General features: G+C 50.8%; 2 protein-coding genes. Both read right to left on the reverse strand.

The window, feature by feature from the left end; translation table 11 throughout:
- Positions 1-9: 9 nt before the first annotated feature.
- Positions 10-14,280 carry an MARTX multifunctional-autoprocessing repeats-in-toxin holotoxin RtxA gene (rtxA, locus tag Xbed_RS15150; RefSeq protein ID WP_086113738.1) on the reverse strand — a complete coding sequence of 4,757 codons (14,271 nt, stop codon included), beginning with the start codon at positions 14,278-14,280 and terminating at the stop codon, positions 10-12.
- Positions 14,281-14,306: 26 nt separating this feature from the next.
- Positions 14,307-14,768, reverse strand: a complete 462-nt coding sequence (gene rtxC, locus Xbed_RS15155; protein WP_086113739.1) for an RTX toxin-activating lysine-acyltransferase RtxC — start codon at positions 14,766-14,768, stop codon at positions 14,307-14,309.
- Between the last annotated feature and the right edge of the window lie 18 nt (positions 14,769-14,786).

Here is a 14,786-nt window from a genome sequence, read left to right on the forward strand (position 1 = left end):
TTCCTGCCATCAGGCCAGTTTAGATTTCACGTTGGTCGTATCCGACCAAGCGGTCATGATGGTTGACTTCGTTTTATTATCAAGCGAGTCAATAAACCCGCTGTCACCCATATTAGGTGCAAATCCGCTCATCGCCTGTACCAGAGAATCCACCGCATGGGGAGAGAGGGCGGTATATTCGCGCTCACCCTGTGCGTCTTTATCCCCCATTTGGGTGATGATATCGGCACGGTTGCCATTGAAGTAATTATCGAAGGTCACAGACCCCATTGCTTCAAACTGCCCCTGTGCCGAATTTTCTTTCACATGACGATGCGTCAACAGAACCAAATCGTAACCGCTGCGTTGGAACCACAGGTTTTGCCAGTTGATATCGTTGAAAATAATCTTGTCACTCTGCTTGATATCTTCAACCACGTTATCAATCACATCACCACTGACCACAAAGCTGTTAACGCCCGTGCCACCCTTGAAGCGGTTTTGATATCCGCCCAATACCAGCAGGTCATCTCCGGCACCGCCGTCAATCCGGCTGAACTTGGATACCACATCAGCAATCAGGTGATCGCTGCCTGCACCGCCATTGATCACGGCGTGGTAACCCATCAGTTTGATGGAATTGTTGCCCGTGTTGCCATCAATCCGGTTATCGTTGCCGAACACCGTCGCAAAGTCGTTACCTTCGCCCAAATCGACCCGATTGTTGTTACCTATAGTCACCACGTAATCTTGATCTTTTCCGGCATCAATGCGATTAAAGTTGCCGGAAGCCACGATATAGTCACGTCCTTGGCCGCCATCAATCACGCCGCCTTCACCAAAGGCAAAGACCTGATCGTCCCCCTCGCCCATGTAGGCATAGTTAATGCGTCCGGCCAATACCGCAACGTCATTGCCCGCACCACCAAACATCATGTTTTCACGCCCCATCATGACGCCCGTGTCATGACCTTTACCACCGGTGAAAATATTCGAGGTTCCGACGGAATAGAAGACGTCATCACCACGGCCGCCCCAGAAGTTGTTGTTGTCTCCCAGATAGGCACCGAGATCTTTACCATCCCCTCCCCAGTTAAAGTTGTAGTTACCCAGAGAGGCATGGATGTCACCATCCCCTTGCAGGTGACCACTGTTGCGCAGGAAGTCGAAGGTTTTATCCTGTATGTTCAGCAAATCAGCCGTCAGGTTCTGTTTCAGATTCGCGACCAGAGATTTCATCTCAGCCTGCTTATCCTGATGGAACAGCGTTGCAAACAGGTTTGGCAGGTTCAGTGAACTCAGCCCAAAGGCACGATCTGCCTGTGCCGCCTGTGAAGTTTCCGTTTCTGGTGTTGAATCCTCTTCAAGGATGGAGATATGCCCTGCTTGATTCTCATCCGGTTCTTTCGCTTGCAAACCGTGGCTTTCAGCAAAAGATTTCACGCCATCAGCCCCGATGTTCAGCCCGGCTTTCAAACCGTCGAGCCATTTTTCCGGATCAGTGAAGGCTTGCAGTTGATCCCCACTGAATTCACCGATGATGTCCAACATTTCGCGCAGAATGGCAACACCATCAACAGGCTCATTTGAACGGGAAACCATGTCGCCATTCGGGGTATAATCCACGCCAAAGATATCCGCCAACGTCGTATCCGCACTGACACCGGCCAGATTTCCCAACAGTTTGTTTTTAAGCTGGCGTGGCAGGTCCGTCGGGCTAAAGGTAAACGTGGTTTTCGCCATACCGGTGGAGGTATATTCCTGCGTCATCAAGCCAAACAGTGAACCCAGATTAGTATCCAGAATCGACTGGATATTGTCACCGAACATAAAGTTCCAGTTACCCGTCGTGACCTGAATATCCGCGCCCTGTCCACCCACGGCAAAGTTGAAGGCCAGTTTTTCATTCGCCTGACGGAATTTGTCCGCCCGACTGATTTTACCCCTTTCAGGGGTGTTGCCATTGCCACCCAACCACTGGTTGTATTTCTTGTTCAGTGTGCTTTCGAGATCACTTTTCAGACCACGGCTGCTACGTTCGTTTTGAGCGTTAAGATCAGTCAGGGTTTTATAATCCACACTGCTGGTCAAATCGAGACCGGACAGATCACTGACATATTTCTTCGCACTTTCCAGTGTCCACTGTTGGTCCTGTTTAGCCAGCCAATCCGGTGCGTTAGACGATCCGGCAATATTTTGCAATACGCCGGAAATACGTGCGGCACCGTCAAACGGGTTAACCAGCGGCGGGGTTGGAATGGATTTTTCCAGCATGACGATCAGGTCGTTACTGCGTCCCTGATTGAAACTGACGTTGCGGTTGCCCACAAACAGTTGGGCGCCTTCCAATGCCTGATAGCCGGCAATATCAACGCTGTGCTTGCTGTCACCATTACCGATGTGAACCATCACGTTGTTATCACCAAAGGCCAGAGACTTAAAGCCGCCCGTACCGACTTTGATGCCGACGTTGGTGGTTCCCCAGTTCGCCACGGTGAATTCACCATGACCCGCCTGTACCTGAATATTGCCGGAATAGCTCAGTTGATTATTTGATGATGCCGCCGCGTTATGCTTATCTTCTTGATGCCGTTTTTCTGGCGCATGGAAGGTTTCTGCATTATCGGCAATCGCGCCTTGGGCTTTTGCATTTACCTCGGTCTGACCCACACGGGACAGGCTGATGTCATTTTCAGAGATGCCACGGCGGAGCCGTTCAGAGTGGCTTTCCACTTCACCCTGGTCATTCCAGCCCAACACGATCTTATTATCCGCGAACTTATTAACCCACTGTTCCTGCGTATCTTTCGTGTATTTACGGCCAATGCGGTCTACCGCCACTTCACTGCTGCGCGCTGAGACGGTGGTACGGATGCCCTGATTGTCCAGTGCCGAAATAAAGCGGCGGGCAAAACCTTCCCGTTTGTCATCGCTGATCAGCGAGCAACCGACGAGACTGATATGGTCAGGCGTGCCGATAGGTTTGAAATCGGTACTGAACTGTTTCAGTTTCAAGGCCAGTTCATCCGCACGGTAGCCACTCATGCGCGTGTGGTTCAGCGCGGACTCTTCACGCCCATGCCCGACAATCTGCCAGCGTAATTTGCCGGAGAGCCGTTGTTCGGTGAGTTGTTCGACCTCACCATAAACCACGCGATATTGACCATTGGCATCAAGCTGAACAATCACGCTGGAATCCGGGTGCTTACTTGCCAGACTTGCCGCGGCTTGCGCAGCAACCGGGTCATTTTCCGTCTGGATAATGATCTGACCGCTAAAGCGGCTGTCGCTATTTTCCGCCTGTGGTTTGACCTCAGCTTTCGCCCAGGAGTCAACATTTTGGTTATTCACGCGGAGATGATTTTCCAGTGACTCTCCATTCAGTGAATTGTCACTCAGTGAATTATCACCCAAAGGTTTTTTCACTTCATCTGCCGAAGCCTTGAGGGTGAATTTGCCATTTTCCGCATGAGCAATGACGTTATCGAGATTCGACTGCACAAGGTGTGCCGCCTGTCTGAAATGGTGACTTTCAACTTCGACCTGAATTTTCTGGCCTTTTTTAGTTGTCACTTCCAGCGTCACGGCCTCGTCAGCAAAATCAACCACACGCCCTGTCACGTTTGAACCCAGTTTAAAGGTCTTGCCCTGCTCTTTCAGCGCACGCAATACGTACTGTTGTTCACCGGCACGCGCCGATTGCCAGATCCCGTCATAATGGCTAATGGTGTCTGCTTCAAACGTATTGTAGTTAACATAGAAACTTTGGTTTGCCTCTTGGCTTGCTTCATATTGATAACCCAGTTTGGATTGATAACCCGTTATCATGCCCTTATGGAAAGCGTCCATAAAGCGTTCAAAGTCTTTATAGTGATCAAATGACTTAATGCCAAAGTTAGGATCGTAGAATGACCAAATGGTTTCTTTTTCCCCGTTAGGCTTTTCTTCTTTATGCACGACCACTGCCATGGCATGATCTTCAGACATAAAGGACATATAGGTCGTTTTGTCCACATCGCGCAACTGTGCCATCACGGACTCATAGCCAGCAATATCATTACTCAATGATCGGTCGATCCTATCCCCCGTCAGTCCATTGGCTTTCAGCTTGCCACCATAAGCCTGATTGGCTTTATCGCGATCGACCAAATTGGACTGATTTTGAGTTTGGCTATACTGCATCGATAGCAGGTCTTGAATGGCCGGGCCGATGTGCTGACGGCGATACTGATTCAGCAAGGCGGTTTCAACCGAATTGATATCGCTCTTTTTATGCGAGCTGTTGTCATTGTAGGCTTTGACCGCATCCGTCAACCACGACAAATATTCTTTGCCTCCCCCCAGTCCATTGACCCGCTCTTCTATCAGGTAACGGGCAGACAGGGCGAAACAGACGCCTTCCAGAAACTCTTTTGACTCAACGTGGTTCCCATTAGTCAGGAGTACATCGCCAATTTCCGGCACCAGTTTGTCAAGGTTACCTAATAGTGATTCTCCCTGCGTGAAATGGAATGAGTATTCATCCAGCTCTTTTCCTCCCGATTTCACATCAAAGAGGGTATAAAGCATTTTTTCCAGCACACCGGCTTTGACCCCAGCGTTTTCACGTCGGGGTTCAGAAAGGGTTGTCACGATCTGATCGGCGTATCGGTCCATTAACCGACCGCTGGCTTCATGACCATAGAAGGTCTGTTCACCCGATACCTGATAACCGGCCATCGCCAGTTTGGCGCGCAGTTTTTCCCCTTCTTTACCCAACCCTTCGTTATCGGTCAACAGCATGATTGGCGTCTGCTTCGAGATACCTTGCAGATTTTTCTCCACGGAGAAGCGCCCGTTGACCGTTTTCGCCAATGCGCCTGTGATCCCCGCCGGATTGGGCACTTCATGGGCGGTAATGGCTTTGGTCATGCTTGGCATAGGTCTGTCAAGCAGCAAACCGGAAACGGCCTGTCCATTGCGCTCGGCATAACGGGTAAGATCGGCGGCAACCGCCCCGCCCATTGAATAACCATGAATGATGATATTTTCCGGCTTGATACCACGGTCATTAATCAAATAGCTGAACATGGTACGGGCATCCTGATACAGCCCTTTTTCGCTGGGATGACCATCGCTGGCACCATAGCCACGCATGTTCACCGCCAGCATATCAATACCCTGGCGTTGATAGTGGCTTTGGATAGTGCTGGCTTGCTCTTCCGCAGATGAACCGGAGCCATGAATAAAGAGGACGACTTTTTTCGCCGGACTGGATTCACTCTGCTCTTTCGGGTCACCATTATGGTAATAACCCGTCAGGCGCCCGACTTCACCCTGTAGCGTGATCTTATCCGCTGCCCCTTTGGTGACGGCTTCATCCAATATGATCTGCGTGCCATAATCCACGTCACGGCGGGCTTCTCTGGCACCGTAAAGCTCCTCGTTAAGGATGCGGGCCACTGGGTTGAATGGCTCCCGATCACGCGGCGGTGTACCGTCGTTGTCAATGGCCACTTTTTCCACCACCTGATCTTTTTTATCGGAGTGACCCGGTGCTTCCCGATCCTCGCCGACAACCCGCTTCGGCTGATGCAGGTTTGTTTCAACTTGTGCTTCCTGCAATGCCTGCGCAAAGTTGAACAGCTCGGTGGGTGTCCAGACACCCAATTTTGGCCGCCACGCATGACCAATCACTTTATCAGCACCACCCGCCTTAAGTACTTTGGCAACGATGCTTGAACAGTTGTCGGTCAGAAGTTGATAACGGGCCTCAGGGTTTTGGCTGATTTTCTGCCATTCCGCCTGCATGGCCGCCGCGTCTAATCCCGCCAGATTGATGCGGAATACGCGTCCCTGATCGCCCTCGCTGGCCTTGAAGTCCTGAATATTGCTCAACTCGTGTTCAGCAAACAGGCGGATAACATGGGTGATGCGTTTTTCTGTTAATTCAGGCGATTGGCCGGCAGCCCTGCGCAGAACCTCAGCGAACTCTTTGCCCACTTCAAATATGTCAACGCCACCCGCTTCCACCTGTTTAATGAACGGTCGGGAAATCGCCTCGGGTACACCCGCCGCTTGTAATAGATGAGGATGATCCAGGGCAGCGATGGCAAAACTTTCACTGATATCCTTGAATTTTTCATCAAGACCTTCGGCTAGCCGGAGTTTTTCAATAAATTTCTCCAGCTTGAGTTTCCCATCGTGCATACCAAAGTCATCTTGTTCTTCAGACTCAACATCGTGTTTCAGCGTGTTATTCTGGGACGCGGGTTGACTCAGGTCATACCAACGTATCCTCAAGTCAGGGTATTGCTCAGAAGAAACATTGAGAAGGTGACTGAAATTGGCGGATTTACTGCCTTTCGGCCACCAACTGACGTAGTTTTTCTGGTTAAATTCACCCGCCTTTTCTGCATTGATCTGCACACGTCCTTGCCCGATTTGCAGGGCAGCATGTCCCAATCGGCTGTGATCACTCGGTTTCCAGACAAACAGGGTTGCACTCACAGGGGACAATTGTTGCTCAATGGCCTGATGTACTTTTCTCAAGCCGGAGATATCGATCCCCTTGCCGTCTTTCGATAATTCAGGGGCAGACAAGTTTGAAAAGACGGTGTCAGCCACCGACTGACCATATTCCTTGGTGATAGCAGACTTGACCTGTTCAACGGCTTTTTCTGCACTTTCCGTTTTCATGGCAATCTGGATATTGGATTGACCACGGGTCACAAAATTCCCCTGTTCATCAATATAAAGATGCTTGGAATCTTTGAGGTTGGCATTATTCAACTTGCTGTAGAGATCGCTGAAACTGCCTTTACCGGCACTTTCCAATGTCGGCTCCGCCAGTATCAATGATTCCTCCAGGCGCACATGGATCTGTGACAGCAAGTTTTTCAACGCAGGTGTACGGGCTGAATCCGGATGTCCCAACAAGTAGCCTTCAACCTGTTGACGCAAGTGAGTCAGTTTTTCTACTGCCTCAAGGTCATAATCTTCGCTGTTTTGCAGGCTGTTTTCATAGCCTTTGAGCGCTTCCAGTACATGACGATAACTGTCACCCAGGATTTTGCCCTTAACATAAGCGGCTTCCTGCAACTCACTGACCGACATCAGGTCAGTTTTGGGTTTATATTTCCAGCCATCTTCTCCTTTTTCGGCAATAATGCGGGTACGCCCGTGATCGAAGGAAATGATTTTCCCTGCTGACAGAGACAATGACTCAGGCAGTTGATCGTAACTTTCGTAGTTGGCAAGGATAAAACGCTCAACTGATTTAATTTGCGCAGGATCTTCCGGGTCTTCCACCATGATGAGTTTGAAATCATCACTGTCATGGCCCGGCCACCGACGCACTTCAAAGCCTTCCGTATCGGACTCACGCACCAGCAAGTTGCGCTCTGTGCGCAGACCATAGAATGGCAGCGCTTGGTTCAGCAGACTATCAATGGCACTGGTTTTGATTTCCTGTTTAACCATGGTATCCGGCCTGTATTTATCAGGATCTAATGCCAGCAGCCTTTCCTGCTCGGCAAAGCTGAGTGAATCAAAACGTGCCATGACAGCAACACCCGCATCTGTCAGCCTGCGGCCAATGGATCCCGGTGGCTCCCCCTGATAGTCTTTGGCTGCCTTATCCAGCAGGCGGATCTCACCCACCAGCCCTTCACGCTGCAATTGACGCAATACGGGCAATTCCACATTCCAGAAGTAGTTACCCAGGCGCAATCCGCCTTCCGCAATGACATACACATCATTACGCGATCCGGTGGCATAGAGGGAACTCCAGAATCCGGTATTGCTGCGGGTAGACGCATTAATGGCCGATTGCACGACTTTTTGTTCCGCAATGTCAGAATCGAGGAATATATTGCCCCAGTTCATCAGGATTTTGTTCATCCCAATGGCAAAAGCATTGCCTTCAATATCAGTATCGTAAACGACTTTCTTGCCATCAGGCTGTACGGCATCCAGCACTTCACGGTATTGTTTAAAGTTTCTGCCAGACCAGAATGAGACGATGCTCTTATCGCCATGTACCGGCGCGAAGCTGTAACCATAGCTCTCCAGTCTTGCAACAAATTCGGCACGCTTGCCCCAGTCATAGTCGAGGGTGGCATCAACGAACAGTTTAGCCAGCGAATCGATCTGATCTTTCGGTATGCGGTTCTCATTGCCATTCAGGTAACCGGCAATAAAGGTCACTATCCTCCCTCTGAGGTCATCTGGAATATCTGCATCCACGCGGGCAAATCCCGGCACCGGAATATATTTTTCCGTAGCAAGATCATTATCACTATCCAACCAGCGGTAAATATCAGCCACTTTCTCCGCCCTGAGCGCCGTGGCAAAGACTTTTTCAGCTATATTTTCCGGTTCATGTTGAACAGCTTCTTCACCCAATGCCTGCAAGCCACTGAGATCCAACCCCGATATTCCCGGCGTGTTCCTGACCCATTCAGCCGCGACATCAACCGACGGGCTGGCAGGTTGATTAACCGGTTCTCTGCTATCTCCGGATGTCAGAGTAGCGCCAACCGAGGCTTTTTTAGCCCGGATACCTGCATTGACCTGCAAGCGATTCAAGGCGTCTTTGGCATTGCCAAGTTCATTCAGGTCTTCATCCAGATGTCGCCAGCCTTTGCGGAAACTGCCATCCGCCTGAACAACCGATTCAGGATTAATGTGACTCTTGGATTTTTCGGCGTGTTCAATATTGTCAGAGTAGCCGGATACATAAGCCTGACCTGACAGACCACTGCTGGTTGCTCCTGTGCGAGCCGGCTTATGGTTGTCATCAAGTTTCGACCCCTTGGCATCGTTTTGCACTTGGGCGGCCTTATGGTTTGCCGCAGAGACTTCATGCTGACCACGCTGTTCGGCTTTCTGCACCGCAGACTGACCCTCACGTTCCGCCTGTTCAGCCCGTTGTTGATAGCTGATGGCTTCTTTTTTCCTGTTTTCAGCCTGAATACGTGCTTCTTCGACATCCCGCCCGGCATTCTGATGATGTTGTTCCGCATTGAGCCTGCCGGCTTCTGATTTGGCAACCGCATCCCTGAGATCCCCCAGACGCGCCGCTGCCGCTGTTTGTGCATGATCCAACGAGCTCTGCGCCGTCTCTTTGGCTTTGTCCAGATCGGTCTGCACGCGTTCCAACAGTTCACCACCAAACTGATCGCGCCATTGTTGGCCGGATTCCCCCTCATAGGTGGCATAGCCGTCCAGCGCTTCCAGCCCCTTGGCTTGCGCCATCAGTTCATTCGTGACTGCCTGGGATTCCTCTTTGATGGCATCGCGCTGTACCTGTCCGCTGGCATGCAGGGCATCCAGATCGGTGGCTTCCAGTTGTGCCTGAGTGCCGGAAATCGCCGCCAGTTGTTTATCTTTTTCCTGTGCCAGACGCTGGCGATCCGCTTCCGCTTTTTCCTTATCCTGCAAGGCATTCTGGGCTGCCCTGTCCTGCTGCATATGTTCAGTGATAGTACTGTCTGACAGATAAGATGATGAAGTGGCAGAAACGTTATCCAGAATGTAACCCAAGCCATCACTCAGGCCGGTGCCGGCAAATCCCAGTAGGTTGTTGCCCGCTCTGGCGGTTAAGGTCAGTGTCTTGTTTTGCCACTCGCTTTTATCATTGGTGGTTTCATAAACAACCTCCCCATTCCACCACACTTTCAGCCCGTTATCAGCAGAGCTGCCGACACGCCTTGCAAAATCGAATTGGACGGTAATTTTTTCGCCCTTTTTCAATTTCTTGATAAGCTGGCAGAGATGCGTGTTACCGTCGACATCAAGTTCACTGACGCGATCTCCATGCCCTTCCGCATTGAGACCGTATGCCTTGGCTGAATAGCTGGCTTCAATGCCATTGGTATATGTCCATCCCTTGTCGCCTTGTTCAAAATCACCATTAACGATCAAGTTGCGTGGCTGATTTGGCTTCAGGTGCTTGCTGTTGCCCAGTGAATGCTGAATGCCGTCAATATCCGGGGTATCCACACCCGTCACGGAACCTTGCAGGTTTTTCTGCAAATCAGAGGTGATTCCATCAATTTCTGTCAGTTTGAAGCCATTCAGGGAAGACACTTCCGGCAAATCAATGGCACCACGCCCTTTATGGGTTCCCGATGTATTGGCTTCATCGCCGTTCACCAGATAACTGATGCCCTGACTGCCTGCGCTACCCAGCACGGTCTGTTTCACATTCTCAAACAGGGCGTCCAGTTTATTGCTCTGGGTATTGCTTTCCGCCACCGCAAGGCTATAAAAATCACCGTTACCCACCTGAATGGCCACGTTGTTGCGGGCATAAGACGCATGGATATTCAAGCCATCGCCCACGCGGATGTTGGCATTTCCCTTGCCTTTCATGACCGAAACATTCAGGCCATCCCCCACGCGGGTATTGACGTTGAGTTTGCCCCACGCCACATTGACGGAAACGCCATCACCGACTTTGGTATTGATATTCAGGTCGCCATGAACGGCGGTCACGCTTAACCCATCACCCACGGTAGTCGTGATGTTGCCCTTGCCTTTGGCGGCGGTGACTTGCAGGCCATCACCCACTTTGGTGACCACGTTGCCCTGACTCCACAACGCATTGAAGCTGTCCCCATTACCGATTTGGGTCACAATATTGGCGTCACCTTTAGCCAGTACAGCATTGCGGCCATCACCCACTTTGGTGATAACGTTGGCCTTGCCCCAAGCGCCGGTGTAATCATCGCCCTTGCCCACATGGGTCACGATGTTGGCCTGCCCCTGAACCACGGTCACTTCCTGACCATCACCCACTTTGGTGATGATATTCGCATCACCTTTGGCAAGGTTATAGCGCTCACCATGACCGACATGGGTCATGACGTTGGCTTTGCCCCAGGCGGCATTGATGCCTAATCCATTGCCGACTTTGGTGATGATATTGGCGTCACCGCCCGCAAACCCGACCGTCGTGCCGTCACCGACATGCGTCATGATATTGCCGACCTTGGAAATCAGCAGACCCACGGTGGTTCCTTGCCCCACTTTGGTCAGGATATTGCCCTTGCCAGACAACAGCGCCGCCGTCGTGCCATCACCCACATGGGTCACCACATTGGCTTCCAAGGCCGCCACAACGCCCATAAAATCATTGCCAACTTTTGTCACGATATTGGCTTTGCCCAATGCCAGTACCCCCGTCAGGCCATTGCCGACATGGGTCATGATGTTCGCTTCGCCAAACATGGCAGACAGGGTGGTTCCCTCTCCCACTTTGGTCATGACATTGGCCGTGCCGGCAAACAAACCGATGCTGGTTCCCTTGCCGACATGGGTATAAATATTGGCTTTACCTATCATCAATGCCGCTGTCAGGCCATCACCCACTTTGGTCAGTACGTTTGCCCCGCCGATCATGGCGGCAAAGGTTGAACCCTTACCCATTTGGGTAAAGACATTGCCTTTACCAATCATGGCGGACAAAGCATCGCCATGACCCACTTTGGTCGCAATATTGCCTTTGGCGATCATCAGGGCAACACTCGTGCCATCACCAATGTGTGTGTATACGTTGCCGAAGGCCAGCATCAAGGCCAGTGCATCACCATTGCCGACTTTGGTGAAAATATTGCCGCCACCGCCCATCAGCGCCCAGGCATTTCCATCACCGACATGGGTGAAAATATTGCCCGCCCCCACCATGGCCGCAATGGTTGTGCCATCGCCCACTTTGGTGAAGATGTTGCCGACCGCTCCCATCACACCCAGCGTTTGTCCGTCGCCGACATGGGTCAAGACATTACCCAGCCCCAACATGATGCCGGTCGTATCGCCATTGCCGACTTTGGTCAGGATATTCGCAGCGCCCAACATCACGCCGGTGGTTTTGCCATCACCCACATGGGTCAGAACATTGGCACCACCGCCCATGACAGCCTGTACATTGCCTTTACCCTTTTTCGTCAGGATATTGGCGCCCCCCAGTGCGATTGCCGATGTATTGGCAGAGCCGGAAGCAGACGTCTCATGATTACTGATATGGGTAATGACGTTGGCACCGCCAAGCATGGCAGATTCCAGATCCCCCTCACCCAGCTTGGTCAGAATATTTGCCCCACCCGCCAGTATGGATGAAAGGTTGCCATCCCCCATTTGGGTCAGGACATTGGCACCACCGATACCCGACCAGAAAGCGTCACCATTCCCCATTTGGGTATGGGTATTGAAACCGCCGCCCATTGAGACCCGGCTGTTGCCATTGCCTTTATGAATGGAGATGTTGCCAACCGCCAACAAATGGGCAAGGTAACGGCCATCGCCCACGCGCACCAACACGTTTGCCGCACCGCCCGCATTGACATTCATATCACCGCGTTGGCTTTGGTGCAGCAAGACGTTGGCAATGCCGCCCCCGTTGAATTTCAGGTTGCCTTCTTGCCCTTTTTTGATGATGACGTTTGCCGCGCCGGCACCGTCAAATTCGGTATTACCGAACTCAGAGCCATGTTGAATCACATTGGCAATGCCGGCCCCGTTAAAGACGACATGACCACGGGTGACGTTGGATTTGATGATATTGCCACCACCTGCACCGATATAATGAATATCACCCGAACTGTCACCATTGCCCGTTGCCGATTTGAACAGCTCAAGATCGCTATATTCATGCATATCAGGCACACGACTGGCATTGGTGCGCACAGTATTCACACTGTAATGAAGATTACTCAGTGAGTAGCTGCCGGTTCCCATATATTGGTAGCCATTGGCAGGGGAGATATTCTCGTTCGCCAGATTTGCTGTATGGTTGCCTTCTTTATATAAGGGACGGGCAATATATTGCAGCATTCCCGTTTTGGGGTCGTTCCTCAGCTCAACCACCACAACCTTGGTATGTTTGCCAAGTTGCTTACCATAAATATACGTGTGTGGCATCCGGTTGGATTTTACGGCTTTGACATCAACAGTGGTTCCATCGCGGTAAATGGCATAACCACCCATTTTGGCGTCAGACAAGGTAATATCTGCCGCATCAATCTGGACACCATTGCCATAATTCACCCATGCGTTTTCTGTCAGTTTTTTCTCAACTGCGTGAATCGTTACTGGCTTGCGCTGTTCAACGGTCAGGTTTGACAACGTGTATGCGCCGTCTTCACCAACTGAATTAAAGCCACCCTGAGTCGAGATATCTTGTTTTTCCAGCCCTTTAAAATGCTTTCCTTCTTTATACCAGGCGCTTGAAACGTATCTCAGCTTGCCCGTTTTGGGATCATTACGGAGTTGAACCTTGTTGATTTTAGTGTAAGTACCATCTTCAAACGCAAACAGGTAAGTATTTGGCTCCCGTGCCGATTTAAACCCTGTCACCTGATGGGAGTTGCCAATCCATGAACCACTCATGGTTGCCGTTGTGAGTACAACCTCTTCCGCTTTCGCGTATTCCATCCCTTCGCTATTGAAATCATTGGCCGTTCCTTTACGGGTAATTTCGTTATAAGCGCCGGCACCTGTAAAATAGATATTACCGTGTGCAACATCGGAATAGAGGCTATTGTATCCACCGCCCCCCTCAAACCGGATATCTCCCTGAGTTTCAGAGTGTACGTCATCCGCCTGACGTATACGCTCAATACGGTTATAAGCCCCCGCACCCTTCAGCGTAATATTGCCAACCTTACCCTTGCGGGAGATATGGTTATATGCCCCACCTCCCGTAAAATCAATATTACCCGTCTCGACTCTGGAGCTAATGACGTTCGCCGCACCTACCCCTTTAAAGGCCACATTGCCCTGAGAACCCTGATACTTGTCAAACCAAGTACGATCGATCACATTGCCAGCACCGGCACCATTAAAAGACAGATTGCCCTGATTGGTTTCATGCCAGAGAGCATTGTATCCGCCAGCGCCATTGAAACTGACCGTTCCTTTCACCCCCTTACGGATCAATTTATTATAAGCAGCACCGCCTGCGTATGTGATATCACCATAATTGCCGGTGTGCGTTATCAATACACCACCAGCCACACCGGTAAAGTTGATGCTCCCGTTGGCCGTTTTATTAATGTCGGCGTAGCCCGCTCCCCCTTTGACTGTCAGGTTTCCGGTGGTGTCACTGACTTTAAGATAAGCCGCTCCGGCTTCAACGACATCATGCCCGGTACCCGTATAAACCGTCGCACCGAACGCCCCTAACTTAATATGATCATCACCACCATAAGCGTAGATATTACCGCCAAATCCAATGGCGACGATGTCATTATCATCATCATCAGCGTAGTAATTCCCTGTAAAAGCGAATTCAACACTTCTCCATACTGACTTTCCCATAAAACAATCCTGATATTGGGCAGAAATTAAACAGTAAACCACTGTACCCGACGGATACAGTGGTCATTTTGAATATCCAGAGTGCCCCTGACTGTGCAGGCTTTTTGCCCTTTCCATGCGGCAAAGACACGCCGACGCAGATCGCAGGCAATGTCACGCGCATGCCCGAAAGGCGCGATCATCTCTGGAAAAAAGATATGCTGGCCGGAACGCCAATCTTCCCGCGAAATTTCCCGCTCCCCGGCAAGGATCGCATCTCGACTGTTGTCAGACAAAAAAGCCCAATTACAAAAAGCAACTGGGCGTTTATGTTCATCTTCGTAATAGCAAAACTGATTAAGCTGAAATGCAGGCAAGATACGTTGTTGCCATTCAGCAACTAAATAACGTCGGTGTAAGGGGGAATGCTGACAAAGCAACATCACCCCACCAATCATTGTCTGTATTTCAGTCATACTCAGTATTGCCGGTTGATGTGTGATCATCATAAGTGAGCAACCACTAGA

Source organism: Xenorhabdus beddingii (genome assembly GCF_002127545.1).
Lineage (GTDB): Bacteria > Pseudomonadota > Gammaproteobacteria > Enterobacterales > Enterobacteriaceae > Xenorhabdus > Xenorhabdus beddingii.

Bases quoted from the DNA above. Each gene is read 5' to 3' on its own strand.
- rtxA (WP_086113738.1), bottom strand. From the start codon at position 14,280: ATGGGAAAGTCAGTATGGAGAAGTGTTGAATTCGCTTTTACAGGGAAT.
- rtxC (WP_086113739.1), bottom strand. From the start codon at position 14,768: ATGATGATCACACATCAACCGGCAATACTGAGTATGACTGAAATACAG.